The 15,174-nt window shown below is 50.9% G+C and carries 22 protein-coding genes; all 22 read left to right on the top strand.

The genetic code is table 11. The annotated features are described in order from the left end of the window. Positions 1-2: 2 nt before the first annotated feature. Complete coding sequence (locus ACFPQ4_RS03060) at positions 3-443, top strand: hypothetical protein (RefSeq protein WP_378110268.1); 441 nt, start codon at positions 3-5, stop codon at positions 441-443. Beyond that, a complete protein-coding gene (locus ACFPQ4_RS03055) occupies positions 440-1,189 on the top strand; it encodes an MBL fold metallo-hydrolase (protein ID WP_378110267.1) in 750 nt (249 codons plus the stop codon). The genes ACFPQ4_RS03060 and ACFPQ4_RS03055 overlap by 4 nt, the downstream gene beginning before the upstream one ends. Continuing rightward, positions 1,189-1,812, top strand: coding sequence for a 3'-5' exonuclease (locus tag ACFPQ4_RS03050; RefSeq protein WP_378110266.1), 624 nt, complete (start codon positions 1,189-1,191; stop codon positions 1,810-1,812). The genes ACFPQ4_RS03055 and ACFPQ4_RS03050 overlap by 1 nt, the downstream gene beginning before the upstream one ends. Beyond that, a complete protein-coding gene (locus ACFPQ4_RS03045) occupies positions 1,809-2,516 on the top strand; it encodes a hypothetical protein (protein WP_378110265.1) in 708 nt (235 codons plus the stop codon). Before ACFPQ4_RS03050 ends, ACFPQ4_RS03045 begins: the two co-directional genes overlap by 4 nt. 9 nt (positions 2,517-2,525) lie before the next feature. Further along, positions 2,526-3,272 carry a conserved phage C-terminal domain-containing protein gene (locus tag ACFPQ4_RS03040; protein WP_378110264.1) on the top strand — a complete coding sequence of 249 codons (747 nt, stop codon included), beginning with the start codon at positions 2,526-2,528 and terminating at the stop codon, positions 3,270-3,272. Continuing rightward, positions 3,211-3,543 (top strand): replicative helicase loader/inhibitor, encoded by a 333-nt coding sequence (locus ACFPQ4_RS03035; RefSeq protein WP_378110263.1) that lies wholly within the window; start codon positions 3,211-3,213, stop codon positions 3,541-3,543. The genes ACFPQ4_RS03040 and ACFPQ4_RS03035 overlap by 62 nt, the downstream gene beginning before the upstream one ends. Further along, positions 3,544-4,959 (top strand): replicative DNA helicase, encoded by a 1,416-nt coding sequence (locus ACFPQ4_RS03030; RefSeq protein ID WP_378110262.1) that lies wholly within the window; start codon positions 3,544-3,546, stop codon positions 4,957-4,959. Beyond that, the gene (locus ACFPQ4_RS03025; RefSeq protein ID WP_378110261.1) at positions 4,952-5,122 is read left to right on the top strand and encodes a hypothetical protein; all 171 of its coding nucleotides are present in this window, start codon (positions 4,952-4,954) and stop codon (positions 5,120-5,122) included. Before ACFPQ4_RS03030 ends, ACFPQ4_RS03025 begins: the two co-directional genes overlap by 8 nt. Before the next feature lie 148 nt (positions 5,123-5,270). Continuing rightward, positions 5,271-5,858, top strand: coding sequence for a RuvC family protein (locus ACFPQ4_RS03020; RefSeq protein WP_378110260.1), 588 nt, complete (start codon positions 5,271-5,273; stop codon positions 5,856-5,858). After that, positions 5,855-6,211, top strand: a complete 357-nt coding sequence (locus tag ACFPQ4_RS03015) for a hypothetical protein (RefSeq protein WP_378110259.1) — start codon at positions 5,855-5,857, stop codon at positions 6,209-6,211. Before ACFPQ4_RS03020 ends, ACFPQ4_RS03015 begins: the two co-directional genes overlap by 4 nt. Continuing rightward, positions 6,208-6,489 (top strand): hypothetical protein, encoded by a 282-nt coding sequence (locus ACFPQ4_RS03010; RefSeq protein ID WP_378110258.1) that lies wholly within the window; start codon positions 6,208-6,210, stop codon positions 6,487-6,489. The genes ACFPQ4_RS03015 and ACFPQ4_RS03010 overlap by 4 nt, the downstream gene beginning before the upstream one ends. After that, on the top strand, positions 6,486-6,785 hold the full coding sequence (locus tag ACFPQ4_RS03005; RefSeq protein WP_378110256.1) for a hypothetical protein: 300 nt from the start codon (positions 6,486-6,488) through the stop codon (positions 6,783-6,785). Before ACFPQ4_RS03010 ends, ACFPQ4_RS03005 begins: the two co-directional genes overlap by 4 nt. Next, the gene (locus tag ACFPQ4_RS03000) at positions 6,778-8,835 is read left to right on the top strand and encodes a DNA cytosine methyltransferase (RefSeq protein ID WP_378110254.1); all 2,058 of its coding nucleotides are present in this window, start codon (positions 6,778-6,780) and stop codon (positions 8,833-8,835) included. Before ACFPQ4_RS03005 ends, ACFPQ4_RS03000 begins: the two co-directional genes overlap by 8 nt. Continuing rightward, on the top strand, positions 8,832-11,351 hold the full coding sequence (locus ACFPQ4_RS02995) for a DNA methyltransferase (protein WP_378110253.1): 2,520 nt from the start codon (positions 8,832-8,834) through the stop codon (positions 11,349-11,351). The genes ACFPQ4_RS03000 and ACFPQ4_RS02995 overlap by 4 nt, the downstream gene beginning before the upstream one ends. A 13-nt stretch (positions 11,352-11,364) precedes the next feature. Continuing rightward, positions 11,365-11,661: a DUF7352 domain-containing protein gene (locus ACFPQ4_RS02990; RefSeq protein WP_378110252.1), complete on the top strand. Its 297-nt coding sequence runs from the start codon at positions 11,365-11,367 to the stop codon at positions 11,659-11,661. An 11-nt stretch (positions 11,662-11,672) separates the two neighbouring features. Next, positions 11,673-12,245, top strand: coding sequence for a dUTP diphosphatase (locus ACFPQ4_RS02985; RefSeq protein WP_378110251.1), 573 nt, complete (start codon positions 11,673-11,675; stop codon positions 12,243-12,245). Positions 12,246-12,440: 195 nt separating this feature from the next. Beyond that, positions 12,441-12,704 carry a hypothetical protein gene (locus tag ACFPQ4_RS02980; protein WP_378110250.1) on the top strand — a complete coding sequence of 88 codons (264 nt, stop codon included), beginning with the start codon at positions 12,441-12,443 and terminating at the stop codon, positions 12,702-12,704. Beyond that, positions 12,701-13,084, top strand: coding sequence for a hypothetical protein (locus ACFPQ4_RS02975; protein ID WP_378110249.1), 384 nt, complete (start codon positions 12,701-12,703; stop codon positions 13,082-13,084). Before ACFPQ4_RS02980 ends, ACFPQ4_RS02975 begins: the two co-directional genes overlap by 4 nt. After that, on the top strand, positions 13,081-13,461 hold the full coding sequence (locus ACFPQ4_RS02970; RefSeq protein WP_378110248.1) for a hypothetical protein: 381 nt from the start codon (positions 13,081-13,083) through the stop codon (positions 13,459-13,461). Before ACFPQ4_RS02975 ends, ACFPQ4_RS02970 begins: the two co-directional genes overlap by 4 nt. Next, positions 13,462-13,743: a hypothetical protein gene (locus ACFPQ4_RS02965; RefSeq protein ID WP_378110247.1), complete on the top strand. Its 282-nt coding sequence runs from the start codon at positions 13,462-13,464 to the stop codon at positions 13,741-13,743. Positions 13,744-13,792: 49 nt separating this feature from the next. Then, entirely contained in the window at positions 13,793-14,440 is a 648-nt protein-coding gene (locus tag ACFPQ4_RS02960; protein WP_378110246.1) for a hypothetical protein, read from the top strand. A gap of 66 nt (positions 14,441-14,506) precedes the next feature. Then, entirely contained in the window at positions 14,507-15,154 is a 648-nt protein-coding gene (locus ACFPQ4_RS02955) for a hypothetical protein (RefSeq protein ID WP_378110245.1), read from the top strand. Positions 15,155-15,174: the final 20 nt, after the last annotated feature.

Below are 15,174 nucleotides of genomic sequence, written 5' to 3'. Positions count from 1 at the left end.
TCATGGACATCACAAGAGAACACCTCAGGTTTCTAGAAGAGTCCAAAGTTGTTTTTGCAAACGAACCTCGACGGGAAACACACTGCAACCACGACCTGACGTTGATCGCCCTCCGTTATGGTGATAGCAGGGACTGCATCCGAATCTTCCAATTAGACGGTGAAGTTGCTTTCTTCTCCAACATTATCGACAATCCGACCAGTTATCCGATTATGCGGAGCGAAGTTCATTGGTTCGCTAGCCTAATGGAATCGCAACTTCGGGCACATGATCACAAGGGTGGATGGTTGAGCGAAAGTGATGCCGTCTTGATGAGTGGATTGAAAAAAAACCTTCTACTTGCGTGCAATCCCGAAAAGTCGATCCAAGAGGTTAGACGGCGCTTGGTGAACATTGCGAACTTCGCCATGATGATCGCCGACAAACTGAGGACCGATCGATGATCGTCAAGGTCTTAGCTTCCGGCTCTAAAGGTAACGCGGTCTGGATCAGCAACGGCGAAGTCAGTATCCTCATCGACGTGGGCTTGCCGAAGTCCAAGATCGAAAAGATCATGTTAGAACGCGATATCGACCCGTCCAAGATCGACGGAATCTTTATTTCACACGAGCATCAAGACCACGTTATGGGCATCTCCCTCGCTGACAAGTACAAGATTCCGGTCTATGCCAGCGAGGGAACGCTCAAGGAAATCGGACGCCTCGATACAGGCAATATCATGCGAGCCGGGGGCTTCCACGGATTCGATGCTCTCCGATCATCGTACATGCTCGTCTCGGCCTTCGGCGTTCATCACGACGCAATGGAGCCATTCGGCTACACGATCACGACGAAGGACAAGAAGGCGACCGTGCTCATGGATACCGGCCACGTAGACGAGGCAATGATCCAAGCCATGCAGTATTCCGACATCTACGTGTTCGAATGCAATCATGACGTGGACATGCTGCAGGACGGCGATTACGACGCAAGAACCAAGTCGCGCATCCTCTCCGACAACGGTCACCTGAGCAATGATGCGGCAGCCGAAGCGCTCGCGAAGCTGGTGACTGGGAAGGGCGAGCACATCTGGTTGACCCACATGAGCGCCAACAACAACCTGCCAGCGCTCGCCGAAGGTACGGTTAAGCGGGCGCTTAGGGCGAAGGGGTTACATCCCGGCAAGCACTATACTCTGGAGGTTTTCTAATGATCCTAAATGATATTTGCGTTTTCGACTTCGAGACTAGCGGGCTTGACCATCAAAACGATAGGGTCATAGAGCTCGCGGCGATCCGGGTCCGAAACGGCGAGATCGTCGGCCAATTCCAAACGCTGATTCATCAGCCGATCGAGCTCCCCGAAAAGATCACCGAGATCACCGGAATCACGCCTGAATTGATGAGGTCCGGGATGGACGAAGACCTCGCCTTCAAAATTCTGCGTGTGCTGATGCGAGACGCCCTACTTGTGGCCCACAACGCCGAATTCGACCTTCAGTTTCTTCATTGGACGATGATGCGGCTGGCCGGCAAGACGTTCACCAATTCGTTCATCGACACGATGACTATCAGCCGCGAACGTCATCCTTTCCCACATAGGCTCGAGCCGATGTGCGAGCGATACGGAATCAAGCTGGAAGGAGCGCACCGCGCATTCAACGATGTAATCGGCTGCTTCGAACTGCTGAAGGCTTTCCACGCCGAGAAGCCGGTCGACGAGTGGGTTAACCGCTTAGGCTTCCTGAGCAAGTACCCGCCGCCTTTATGGGTTCCGGATTATGCGGTTACGTTCCCGACCGAGAATCGATACGAAAGGAGAGAAGCGATTTGAGATACATGCGGGTTAAAAGAGATTTTAGTTTCCCAGATCGAACTGTCGAGCGTGGTGAAATCTTGGGCGTTGAGGATGATCACAGGCGAGAATTGCTCTACATTCTAGCTGGCCCATTGGCTAACAGGTCGGTCCATATTGATCACCTTGAAGAGATCGATGTGCTCGCATTAAACGAGGAACTTCTGAACTGCCAAGCTCAAATTAGAGTGTTAAATCGAGCAGTAGAAATTGATGCCGAGCAGATGGAGTCCGACATGAAACTTGCCGTAGCCAACGCCGACCGTCTTCAAGACAACGTCATCCAGCTTACACGCGAACTTCGGGAAGAGCGAGAAGGAAAGAAGGTTCCGATTCCTCGAACAGTTGCAGAGGCATTGCAAAAAGTAATCTCAAACCCTTTTCACGACAAAGCAGAAGAAGTTGTGCGCATACATGCTCGCAGTTCATGCGATTGGAGCAGGGAAGTGAATGCCCTTCATGATGTTTCTCTTGACACTGTTATCCGTGCTCTCTATTACGGCTACACGATCGAGGAAACACCGGAAGAAAAAGTCCTTGATTACTTCAATTCTATAACCCCGGCAGGTTGGAAGTTTTCTGGTGATGCTAACGATCCAGTTTATATCGAGAGAAATGCGATACGGACAACATGCTCCATTCTCGGTAAAGAAATTGCAGGGTTGAACGCGGGTCAAAAGTAGGTGAGGTGAGTGTCCAGAGGCCCACAGAAAGAGAATGGTTACACGCCGATCGCTCACGAGATATTGGAAGTGATCGGCAGGTACGGGTTGAACGGAACGCAACGTGGGATTATCGATCAAGTGTGGCGATACACCTACGGGTTTAATCGAAAGGCCCATCCGATGGCCTTAAGCTTTATCGCTGATGCGCTTGGAAAGAAGAGAAACCATGTTGACAAGGAACTCGACGTTCTGATCGAGCGCAATATCATTCAGGTCGTTGGTACCGGTAAGAGCCGAACAAGGGTGCTCCGTTTCAACAAGTATTTCAATACATGGGATAAACCTTCTTCTAATGAAGGGAGAGGAGATTTGGACATGACGAATGTCCCGCACAAGGAGATTATCGATTACCTAAATGCGAAGACGAGCAAGCGATTCAGCCACAAAACAAAACCGACCCAAGCACTTATAAACGGCCGTTTCGCCGAAGGTAGGACGTTTGAAGACTTCAAGCATGTCATCGATGTCAAATGTGCTCATTGGCTTGGTGATCCGGCAATGGAGCAGTATTTGCGACCTTCGACGCTGTTCCGCCCGACAAACTTCGAGAACTATCTGAACCAGTCCGTGAAGGATACTGGTAGGCGTTCGGCATCAACCTTCGATCAAAACAAAGAGCTTTTACGACGGAAGATGGAGGAGGCGCAGGAGCATGAAGGCTACGGAGACGCTGAAGATCATCGCACTGATTTCGACGGCTTACCCGAACCATAAATGGACGGAGGAGCAATCGGAGCTTTGGACGAGAATGCTTTCGGCGGTTCCATTCGAAGTCGCGCAACGAAATTGTTTGGAACATGTTCTCGGTTCTCGGTTTCCTCCTACGATTGCAGATATCGCTCGAATTGAGCAACAAGACAATCCGGACAAGCTGCTTGCCGAGACGAGCGCGAAACTGGCGGAAATCGATCAAGCCGATCGCTTGGCGATTGACTGTCCGCCGCATCTTGTCCCGCGATTCCTAAATTCAGGGGTGAGCGATTAGATGGAGGATTTGGTATTTCAGGCAGAGTGCATGGTTCTCGGATCGATCATCATGGAGCCGGATTTCCTTGGGGAATGCACCTTGCAGCCAGATGACTTCGAAGCAAACATTGACGATCGACATCAGAAGATCATGGAGTATCTCCGGTATTTAGAAGAAAACGACATTCCGATTACAGTGGTTTCGATGGCTGAGCAATCGGGGAAGAACCTCAATCGGATCGGCGGCATGACCTACTTGCTCCAATTAACATCTTCCGTCCCAACGCTCTCGCCAGACTCTTTCAGCCATTATCAAAAGATCGTTCGCGACGCTTCGATTCACCGCAAGGCAATGACAAAGATGGCTCAGGTCATGCAAGCGGGAGCTTCCGGCAATGTGAAGGGATCGGAATTCATATCTGCAGCACAGGCGGCCGTCGAGGAACTCATCGAGTCGAATGACTCAAAAGAGGATAACGAGATCCGTAAAATGTCAGACGTTCTCATCAATCACGATAAGGAGATCAAGGAGCGCAAAACCAAGCGAGGGCTAACTGGCGCCAAGACAGTCAGCCACAATCTTGATCGACTAACAGGTGGACACCAGGATGAGGATCTCGAGATCGTTGCGGCACGGCCGTCAATCGGAAAGACAGCTTATGTAGTAAACGACATGCTTGAAACGGCACGCGCTGGCCGTCCTCCATTGATATTCTCGCTCGAGATGCAGGGGAAGAAAATAGCCGAACGCTTCATATGCGCTATCGGCAACATCGACAGTGGCAAGCTTCGTAATGGGGCATTCGACGATAGTGATTGGGAGCGCTGGAGTTATGCGATAACCGAACTCGAAAGGCTCCCGATCTACATTGACGACAACCCCGATACGACTCTTCAAGACATCGCTCGTAAGGTCAAGCAGATGAAGAAGAAGCATCCGAACTTGGTTGTCTACGTTGACTTCCTTCAGCTTGTAAGCCCGGGTAAGCGGTCTGGTAAGACGCATGAAGACGTTAGCGCAGTGTCCCGCGGATTGAAACGGATCGCCCGGAAGAACAAATGCCCGGTTGTTGCGATATCCGCAGTCGGCCGCGGTGTTGAGCAGAGAACGGACAAGCGGCCAATGATGTCTGATCTTCGGGAATCCGGCTCGATCGAGAGTGATGCCGACATCGTGATCTTCCTTTATCGCGATGATTACTACGATCGAGAAAGTGCCAAGAAAGGTATCCTCGAAGTCAATGTCGCTAAGGGGCGGAACGTCGGTGTCGGAATGATCGAGATGTTCTTCAACCGTCAGACGGGCCGAATTCTGGATCTGGATCCTATTAAGCGCGAGGAGATGAAGCATCAAAATGCCGGGGCAAATTCAAACGGAAGAGCAGTACCAGGCCATTCTCGCAAGGATACGCGCCGGAGTAAAGAAGATGACTGATCCGCTTCTTGATCCTGAAGAGTTACCTAAGATGATGCGGATCTATGACGCGCTTTGCGATGAGGCTCAGCACTACAAAATTCGAGCATTCGCCCGAGAGCTCCCCTATCTGCGACCGATCTACGAGGCTCAAGGACGGATCGGAAAGGACGAAGTCTTATGAGTGGACGAGGAAGCAAACGGCGAATTGATCCCATCTTCCAGACAACGAATAAGGAATTGATCAAAGACGGCCGTCGGGTGATCGGCGAGGTTTACCGCTATAACGAGCCGAAAACGGATCGCAAGCCGCCAAGGAGGCGAAGGAAGAAATGACCCGATTCATAGGGATTGACCCATCGACTAAGACGGGAATTCTGGCAATGAACCCGGAGGGCACGGTGCTATTCGGAAGAGACATCGTCGGTAAAGGTAAGGTAGACCCAGAGCGGCTTATCACATTGGTTCGTGAAGTGATGGAGCACATTCAGGACGGCGATATCGTAAGCATTGAAGGCTTCTCGTTCGGCTCAAAGGGACAGTTTATCGGTCAACAATTCTATATCGGCTGGGCAATTCGAGCGAACCTCTTCGCGAGAAACATCCCATATTACGAAGTCGCGCCAATGAGCCTGAAGAAGTTCGCCGGTGCTACCGGGAACAAGGATGGCAACGGGGATGCGATCAAATCCGACAAGATCGAGGTCGCAAAGCAGGTGCTCAAGCGCTGGGGGTTCGAGAGCGGTAGCGACAACGTAACGGATGCATACGTGCTCGCCCGCATCTCGGAGGCGATCTGGTTGCGACAGAGCCACAGACCGGAATTCATTCTCTCATCTTATCCAAAGTTCCAAGAAGAGGTCATCGACACCGTGCTGAAAGTGAAAGTGCCTGCTAAGAAGAAGGCGAAGTCATCATGAACTACTCTGGCGCTTCCAAGCCCGAGTTGGTCCAGATCGCATTGTTTGAAGATTGCCCGCTCGATCTGAGGTACGCTGCGGCCAGAGAGCTACAGCATAGGCATAAACGATTGATCGCCGGCCTGATGAACCAGACATGGTGGAGCCTGCACAATTCGGTGAAGCACGACATCGAGAAGCTGCGGCATAAGGTGCTCCAGCTTCGCAGGGAGATGGAAGCTTGCGGCGTTCCTAAGTGGCTGGCGAGGTCGTTTATCGATCGAAGGGTGATCAAACGGATTAATCGCCAATTGATGAATTCGTCAGCTGGTGTGGCTAGGAAGCATGTTAATAGAAAGGCGGTGCGAAGGTGAAGGTTCACATCGAAGGAAACCTATATCTCGAGAGTGATGAGAGACAATTTGTTCTCAAGGAATATACGGGCGGGACGAACAAAGACGGGAACGAATTGTACAAAACTATCGCTTATCTAACGGACATCCAACATGCCTTCAGATACATCTTGAGACAGAAGATCAAAGAAACAACGGCTTCAAATGTAAAAGAACTGATCGCTGATTTACAGAGAATTGAAAGCTGGCTTCATTCCATTCTCGACTCTGATCAACCCCGCGGGGAGGCGGCACGATGACAGGCGCCATTAGTGAGTGGAAGTTATCGCCTGAACAATTGGCAACGTATCATACGGGCAAAGACCTGGGCAAACCGGATCGAGTTTATCAGCCGGAGCCAATGGTCAAAACGCCTCATCACCAATACGATCCGACCCCGAACCAACCTAAGAAGAAGAACGAATTCACGAAGGAAGAATATCTACGACTTCGCGAGAAGGGGCTCGACAAACGGACGATCGCAGTGGGGCTTGGAATCGGCCCCACCACATTAAACAAGAGGCTTAAGGAGTGGGGGATTAAGCCGAATGGGTGAACCGGCATTCCCGCTAGACAACTGCTCTTATAAGACATATGCGGTCCTGTTCGGCGGACTCGGCGGCGCCTCTCTTGGATATAACCGCTCGATGATCGAGTTCGGCGGCAAGGTGTACAAGCTCAAGCAACTTTGCTCGATCGATAGCGATCCGGACGTATCCCGGTACCATGATGAGATCACTGGAGAGAAGACGGCCGTCGTGATGGACCTCTTCACCAGACAGCAGTATATCGACTGGCACGGCCATGAGCCTCCGGCAGACTGGCGAGAGATGACGCCATGGGATATGTGGGTTGCGATGGATTATCAGGTTCCGTACTTCCTCTTCACGTCACCGCCATGCAAAGGGCTGAGCGGGTTGCTGCCTGAGAAGTCGGCGAAGTCGCAGAAATACCAGGCGCTCAATCAATTGACCACGCGCGGAATCGATCTTGTATTGCGAGCCTGCTTAGAATATGGCGGCAGCGTCCCGGCATTCATTCAGCTCGAGAACGTCCCGCGCATTCAGTCTCGAGGAAAGAGTCTTCTGGCGCAGATCAAGAAGGTGCTCACGAAGTACGGCTATGCGATCAACATGCGCGGTGATCACAACCTCGGGGAGATCGGTTCGCTCGGCCAGAACCGGATGCGGTTTTTGATCATGGCGCGGCAAGAATCTCAGGCGCCGATTTTCATGAACTACCCTGCACGAAAGAAGCTCCGGACGATCGGCGACGTAATCGGCCCATTGCCGCTCCCGGGTAATACGGAAGACGGCGGACCACAACATAAGTTGCCGCAGCTTCAATGGAAGACGTGGATTCGGCTGGCTCTGATCAAAGCGGGAGGCGACTGGCGGGACCTGCAAGAGATTCCGTTCGAGGAGTACCGCATTGTACACGAGCCGCGCGGTGGCGCTTATGCGGTTGAGGATTGGAACGATCCATCGCGGACGGTAACTGGTGCGGCTGGACCAGGTAGAAGCAATGGAGCGACGGCCGTATCTGATCCGCGATTTGGTTTCGGTGATGGTACGCATCAAGCGATCTATCGTGTAAGCCGGCATGATGAGCCGGGCCCTACGGTAACCGGAGCTCATCGACCGAACAATGGCGCGATATGCGTGTCAGACCCACGGCTTAACGAGCGGGAGGGGAGGCATCCGGGAGTATATCGCGTCGTGCGATCGGAGGAGACAGCGCCATGCATAACCGGTACACGTTTCGGTAGTGGGGCTCTGGCGGTCTCGGATGCGCGCCTTGGTGACAAAGCGAAGTTCAATCACGCTTACAAGGTCAGTGAGTGGGATGAAGTAGGTGGCACCGTAGCGAGCGGTGGTGGCCCCAGTAATGGCGGTCACGTTGTCGCCGACCCGCGGGTTAACACCAAACTCCACCCCGACAGCTACGGCGTTCAAGATTGGGACAAAACGAGTAAATCAATTCGCTCAGCCTCGCGAATTATGCAGTCCGCGTCGAGCATAAGCGATCCTCGCCTCTCCGATCTACCTAAGCGTTACACCGATAAGTATCGGATGCAATCTATGGAAGAGCCTGCGGCAACGGTGACGGGAGTCACGGACGTACAGAGCGGTGCCCAGTTGGTTGCGGATGTCCGTCTCGGATGCTCGCCGCGCTCCGGATCCTACGGTGTACAAGCGTGGGACGATGTTGGGAAGACGGTCACCGGCTCAGGAGACATCCATTCGGGCGCATTCGCTGTAGCTGATCCTCGGCCATTCCCGGAGGATAAGGACCGCGGTGTCTGGACAATCATTTCGGAGGACGGCACGGTCCATAGACCGCTCACGACCTACGAACTTGCTATGCTGCAGGGGTTCCCGACACATCTTCCTGACGGTCGTCCATTCCAACTGGAAGGCTGTTCGGACGCGAAGGCGCGGGAGTACATCGGGAATGCTGTGCCGCCTCCATCAGCGCAGGCGATGGGCAACGAGATCCTTTTGGCGGCTGCGCAGGCGGAGGTTGGTGAATCGTTCTCACTGAGCTGGAATGAGGTTTGGGTGGCGCCGATCATAGACGAGCTCGCAGAGGCGGTGCTTCATTGATAGCGGAATCATACTTTGAATTTTTGAAATCCAAGATCGTTATCGCCGAAGAGTCTGGTTTCATCATCTCACCCGAAAATGTTAATCCAATCTTAAAGCCTCATCAACGAGATGCGGTAGTCTGGGCGGTCCGCGGCGGCCGGAGAGCAATATTCGCATCCTTCGGGCTCGGTAAGACGCTCCAGCAGCTTGAATACTGCCGCATTGTGACAGAGAACAAGGGTGGGTGGGCGCTGATTGTCCTTCCGCTCGGAGTTAAGCAAGAATTCGTTCGTGACGCGGTGGAGCTGCTTGGAATTGACGAACCTCAATATGTGCGGAGCATGGCAGAGGTTAAGGGGCAGGTTCAGAAGGGAGTCAAGATATTCCTAACCAACTATGAACGTGTCCGCGATGGCGATATTGATCCGATCTTCTTCACAGCTACCTCACTCGACGAAGCTTCCGTCCTCCGGAGCTTCGGCAGCAAGACCTATCAGACGTTCCTCGATAAGTTTGAGGGCGTTCCATATAAGCTCGTTTGCACGGCTACACCTTCCCCGAACAAGTTCAAGGAGCTGATCCATTACGCCGGCTATCTCGAGATCATGGACACCGGACAGGCGTTGACGAGGTTCTTCCAGCGGGATAGTACGAAGGCGAACAACCTGACGCTGTATCCGCATAAAGAAGATGAGTTCTGGCTCTGGGTATCTACGTGGGCGCTATTCATAACTAAGCCATCTGATCTCGGTTACGACGATACCGGTTACGATTTGCCACCGCTTGATGTCCGGTACCATGAGTTACAGGTTGATCACAGCGAAGCCGGCGCCGAACGTGATGGTCAACTACTCCTCATCCGAGAAGCTGCTACAGGGTTGAAGGAAGCGTCCCGTGAAAAACGAGAGAGTATCGAGGCTCGAGTTGCAAAGGCGAAGGAGATCATCGAGTCTGATCCGGAAGCGCATTTCATCCTCTGGCATGATCTCGAGGATGAACGACATGCAATCAAGATGGTGATACCGGGAGTCGTAGACATTTACGGGAGTCAGGATCTCGACATTAGGGAGCAGCGTGTACGGGAATTCTCGGATGGCCGTATCAAATACTTCGCCACAAAGAAAGAGCTGAGCGGTAGCGGCTGCAACTTTCAGCGTCATTGCCATCGAGCTATATTCATCGGCATCGACTACCAATTCAACGACTTCATCCAAGCTATTCACCGGATCTACCGCTTCCTTCAGCCTGAGCAGGTGATCATTGACATCATCTATATGGAGAGCGAACAGGAGATCCTGAACACCTTGCTCGAAAAGTGGCGGCAGCACGAGTACCTGGTCGGCAAGATGATCGAGGTCATCAAGCGATACGGCTTATCTGGGACATCGGTCATTGATAAGCTGGCCAGATCGATCGGAGTTGAGAGAGTGAAAATCGAAACGGAGCTCTATACCGCAGTCAATAACGATTGTGTGTTGGAGACGGCCAGCATGGTGGACAACAGCATCGACCTAATTCATACATCGATCCCGTTCTCCAATCATTATGAGTACACGCCGAGTTACAACGACTTCGGTCACAACGAGGATACGGCAAGGTTCTTCGAGCAGATGGACCACTTGACGCCGCAGCTCCTCCGGATCCTGAAGCCCGGCCGTGTGGCGGCGATCCACGTGAAAGATCGCGTATTGTTCGGAAACGCAACAGGTACCGGAATGCCTACGATCGAACCGTTCCACTCGATTTGCATCGACCACTACATGCGGCACGGCTTTCAATATTTTGGGATGATCACTGTGGTCACTGACGTCGTTCGCGAGAATAACCAAACGTATCGCCTCGGCTGGACTGAGCAATGCAAAGATGGGACGAAGATGGGGGTCGGTTGCCCCGAATACATCCTGCTCTTCCGGAAGCTGCCGAGCGATACGAGCCGCGCATATGCCGACGAGCCTGTGTCCAAGACGAAAGAGGATTACACCCGGGCTCAATGGCAGATCGATGCTCATGGATACTGGCGATCCAGTGGTAACCGACTCATGACCAAGGATGAACTTGGGGCGGTACCAGTGAAAGACCTGCAGCGTGTATTTCGTCAATTCTCGCGGGAATCGGTTTACAGCTACGAGGATCATGTGGCGCTCGCTAAGCGGCTCGATACAGACGGGAAGCTCCCTGCGACATTTATGGTTGTCGCACCGGGCTCGTGGAATGACGATGTATGGGACGACATTAACCGCATGCGGACGCTTAACACAACTCAGAGCCAGCGCCAACAGCAAATGCACGTCTGCCCTCTCCAGCTAGATATTGTCGAGCGGATTATCAACCGCTACAGTAACCCGGGCGACGTCGTTCTAGATCCATTCGGCGGACTGATGACGGTACCGATGCAGGCTGTCAAGATGGGGCGCCGAGGCTACGGCATTGAGCTAAACGCGGATTACTTCCGCGATGGTGTTGGGTACCTGAAGGCTGCGGAATCGGAAGTCGATATGCCGACGCTATTCGATCTTGAAATGATTACGAATTAAGGAGGGTTGCCCATTGCCAGTCATTCATAAATTCCGCGTTTTACCAATCAATGAAGTCCAACACATCGAGATGCCAGTTGGATCAGAGATTACCTCCGTAATCGAACAACATGGGAATGTCATGGTCTACGGCCTAATCAATTGTCCAGATAATCAGACCGAGAAGATTCCGGTTATGTGCGTTGGGACTGGATGGGAGTTGAATATCCCAGATCACCTTAGCATTCGTCGAGCAATTGGAACGGTCAAAATCGGACACTTAGTATGGCATGTATTGGAACTTGAGGATATAGATCAATTACCGTTCTAGGAGGAACGACTATGTCAACCACGCTAGAACAGCTCTACGAAATGCAGAAATCCCTCGACGCTCGGATCATCAAGGAGAAGAACCTCGAAGGTGTCGACCTACTGCCGAACACGGTGCTCGCGCTTCAGGTAGAGATCGCCGAGCTCGCGAACGAATGGCGCGGCTTCAAACACTGGAGCAACGACCGGGAGCCTCGCACTACCAGGTTCCGCGAACAGCTTGTCACGAACGATGATGGTGAGCAGTACATCGATCAAGTGCCGTACAATCCGCTTCTCGAAGAATACGCCGACTGTGTTTCCTTCTTCCTGCAAATCGCCCGGCAGAAGGACTTGATCGAGTACATGTACGTCCACGAGGATGCCATTGAGGAAACACGTGAGAAGGGGCTAGACGGCGGGATCGGCGGCGCCTTGCTTGAATGCAAGTATTGGCTCTCGAAGTTCTATATGGAGACGGCGACGGACGATAAGATCGAGAAGGTGTTCGGTTACCGGATCAATGATCCAGCATTCAATCCTGAAATCACTCGATACAACACTGTAGAAGAAGCAGTTAATGCGATTGATGAGGCAACAAAATGAGGATTAAGCGAAATTACATGGCCAATTGTCGCAAATGTGGATCTTATCACTTCAAACGAGCGGCAGGTGTGTTGTGTCCTGCTTGTAGTAAGTTAGCGCAACGCGCCATCGACCCGACCGAATAACCTAGGACGTAGTCCGGCAGCCGTATAAGAGGATTTAACCCCCATCACCCCATAAGGAGGATAAACGGATATGAGCGATACACTCAGAAATAAAGTAGTGATCACACGAAAAGAACATGCTTGCTTCGGATGTGCTATCAAATACCCCGCAGGAACAAGTATGCATGCCGTAACTACTGCCGACGGCGGGAAAATCGAAACGACATATTGGTGCGATACATGTCAAACGTATTGGGAACGGAACATGACGACCGGCGATGAAATCAGTTTCGGGGAATTACGAACCGAGGATCGCGAAGGCTGGGAAGCGATAAACAAGGAGGTTAACCCATGAGCGATACGATTAATAAGCAGTTGTTGCTAGCTGAGCTCAATCGAGAATTAGAACTTAATCGGTTAGTTCATAATTACGGTCGAGTCATCTACATCCAAGGACTTATTTCTAAAATCGAGTCCGGTCATTTCGACGAAGTAGAAGTCCAAATGAGCGATAAAAGACCATTCCAATGGCATCCATACTCCATGCTTCTGAAAAATGTATTGGATGAATTCGGAGGATTAAAAGGCATGAATGCAAAATCGCTCGGCAGAACCCCGGGGCATCGGTTAGCAATTCGGTTGAATAATGGCAAAGAGATTTTCGCAAACCCCGGAGATTGGATCATTAAAGGCGATTCCGGAATAGAAATCATTCCACGGGAGGCATCTGAATGAGCGATACGATCAGTAAACAGTCGGTGATAGATGAAATTGATGAGATCATCGGTTGCCATTATGAACACGAAAAAATCATTCTGCTGTTCTACAACATAAAGAATGGACAGTTCGACATCCCATCCAACCAAGGAGAAGCAGAAAGACTGCAGGAGGCGGTTCATAAAAAAGGTGTTCTTAACCAATCAAGAAAGCAAGCCGATTTTATCCGCCGTTTGGGTTCAGTGAGCGGTGAAAATCATACAAAGCGTTTTATCGCGGCATGTAATGCAGAGATGCTAGTACCCTTCATTCAAATAACGAAATGCAATGACAAACTACGTGAAATCGAATACGAGATCACCATACCAGGCATTACGGATGGAGGGGAACAGTAGATGGGACTCTTTGTCTGCGATAACTGCGAATGTGTTGATAATACGGCGCTGGGTCACTTTTGGGCGAAGAACATTGTCCAAATGAAAGGATTCGAACTTGGCACAGCACTGTGTTCCGAGTGTACGCCGGATGAATTTGCGAACGGGGAGAAGCATGAAGCAGATATCTTAACAACTCCTGGAAAATGGCATGGTAGATTTCCGAAAGAAAAGTGGGATGGAAAAATCGATGTTATGAACCGAAAGATTAACCCCGAACTCCTTACTGGAGGTAAAGCGTAATTGCGTAGTTGACCCAAACTGTGAAACAAAACTGAGGAGGAAATACGAGATGGCAGATATTAAATTGATTGATGAGAATACGGATTTGTCGCATTTGCGGAAGCCTTACGGATGGGATTTAGAGATCAACGGGGAACCTTATGACATTTATCGTGTAGAAGGATTTATTCATACCATCGGCGGCAAAATGGGCGAAAATTGCTTATGGGCTTGCCCTGCTGGGGAAGCGCCGACACACGAGAATCTGATCGAATTTAATGGTGATGCTCCAACATGGGGAATAACGTTTGACCGGAACAATTATATCAAATCAAAGTGGGATGAAACTTCCGTTGAAGCTAACGGTCAATGTTGGATTACGCGAAACGGCAAGCGGTTCTACCACATACCCGCCCGTTATATGGACTACGGATTGGCAAAGGCGCAGCACCTACTTGTCAGCCTGATGGAAGAGTGCCCTCTTAACCTTAACGAAAGAACTTGGAAAGAACAGGCGATAGGGAAAAAGATTTGGTACGAAGGGCAACCCGCCAAGATAACACGAATCACACAAGATAATGAATTATGGATTGAACCTGATGGAATCGACAAGTTCAAAGCACCTCCACACTGGGGCGACGACTTCGATTACGACGATTATGAGGACGGTTTAAGGGTAGAACTCTTGTCGCCAAACATCAAATGGTTTAGAGACTAACCTGCTGCGCAGTACGAAGATTGCGAGCATGACCCAAAATACGCAATAAGAAGGGATGATAAAACAATGAAAATTTATCTCGCATCATCATGGAAAAACGCTGAGTTGGTAAAGGGTGTGAAAAACCTCTTGGAAGCGGACGGTAACGAGGTGGATGCTTTCTGTGATACATCGGCTGGACGTTTTGTATTCAGTTTCGATCAACTTCCGGCGAATCTATCAGAGCATAACGCAATCACCATCTTCAATTTCCCGCCAGTTAATAGGGCATTCCAGGAAGACAAGAAATGGCTGGATTGGGCGGATGCAACGCTTTTGATCTTGCCTGCTGGAAAGTCAGCACACCTGGAAGCTGGCTATGCAAAAGGACAAGGAAAACACCTCGTTATCTACCAAGAGGATTTTCCAAACGGAGAATTTGATGTTATGTACGGATTTGCTGACTTGATCACGGATGATATCAATGAGGTGATCGAATATTTCGGACAGCAAGAAGACGCCACTCGAAAATCAGTCATTGAATGGAAAAAGTACGATCCAACAAGCAGAGAGATTGAAAGTCATACAAACCACTTGGTGACCAATGGACATCGTACACTGATCGCCCAGCACGCAAGTGTTCCTGGTACTGGCAAATACAGTTGGATGATTAACAACAGCTTGATAGATTGGGTAACTCATTACGCAAAGATAAACTTGCCCGAGCAAGCGTAACAAATTATGCGAAAGAGTGA

Origin of the sequence: Cohnella yongneupensis, from assembly GCF_042655785.1 — a bacterium.
Lineage (GTDB): Bacteria > Bacillota > Bacilli > Paenibacillales > Paenibacillaceae > Cohnella > Cohnella yongneupensis.
The sequence above is the reverse complement of the archived record's forward strand: the minus strand, read 5'-3'. Positions and strand labels throughout refer to the sequence as shown.

Coding starts and splice junctions, on each gene's coding strand:
- ACFPQ4_RS02965 (WP_378110247.1), top strand. CDS start 13,462: ATGGGACTCTTTGTCTGCGATAACTGCGAATGTGTTGATAATACGGCG.
- ACFPQ4_RS03055 (WP_378110267.1), top strand. CDS start 440: ATGATCGTCAAGGTCTTAGCTTCCGGCTCTAAAGGTAACGCGGTCTGG.
- ACFPQ4_RS03050 (WP_378110266.1), top strand. CDS start 1,189: ATGATCCTAAATGATATTTGCGTTTTCGACTTCGAGACTAGCGGGCTT.
- ACFPQ4_RS03005 (WP_378110256.1), top strand. CDS start 6,486: ATGACAGGCGCCATTAGTGAGTGGAAGTTATCGCCTGAACAATTGGCA.
- ACFPQ4_RS02960 (WP_378110246.1), top strand. CDS start 13,793: ATGGCAGATATTAAATTGATTGATGAGAATACGGATTTGTCGCATTTG.
- ACFPQ4_RS02955 (WP_378110245.1), top strand. CDS start 14,507: ATGAAAATTTATCTCGCATCATCATGGAAAAACGCTGAGTTGGTAAAG.
- ACFPQ4_RS03015 (WP_378110259.1), top strand. CDS start 5,855: ATGAACTACTCTGGCGCTTCCAAGCCCGAGTTGGTCCAGATCGCATTG.
- ACFPQ4_RS02975 (WP_378110249.1), top strand. CDS start 12,701: ATGAGCGATACGATTAATAAGCAGTTGTTGCTAGCTGAGCTCAATCGA.
- ACFPQ4_RS03060 (WP_378110268.1), top strand. CDS start 3: ATGGACATCACAAGAGAACACCTCAGGTTTCTAGAAGAGTCCAAAGTT.
- ACFPQ4_RS03035 (WP_378110263.1), top strand. CDS start 3,211: ATGAAGGCTACGGAGACGCTGAAGATCATCGCACTGATTTCGACGGCT.
- ACFPQ4_RS02980 (WP_378110250.1), top strand. CDS start 12,441: ATGAGCGATACACTCAGAAATAAAGTAGTGATCACACGAAAAGAACAT.
- ACFPQ4_RS03030 (WP_378110262.1), top strand. CDS start 3,544: ATGGAGGATTTGGTATTTCAGGCAGAGTGCATGGTTCTCGGATCGATC.
- ACFPQ4_RS02985 (WP_378110251.1), top strand. CDS start 11,673: ATGTCAACCACGCTAGAACAGCTCTACGAAATGCAGAAATCCCTCGAC.
- ACFPQ4_RS03000 (WP_378110254.1), top strand. CDS start 6,778: ATGGGTGAACCGGCATTCCCGCTAGACAACTGCTCTTATAAGACATAT.
- ACFPQ4_RS03020 (WP_378110260.1), top strand. CDS start 5,271: ATGACCCGATTCATAGGGATTGACCCATCGACTAAGACGGGAATTCTG.
- ACFPQ4_RS02970 (WP_378110248.1), top strand. CDS start 13,081: ATGAGCGATACGATCAGTAAACAGTCGGTGATAGATGAAATTGATGAG.
- ACFPQ4_RS03025 (WP_378110261.1), top strand. CDS start 4,952: ATGACTGATCCGCTTCTTGATCCTGAAGAGTTACCTAAGATGATGCGG.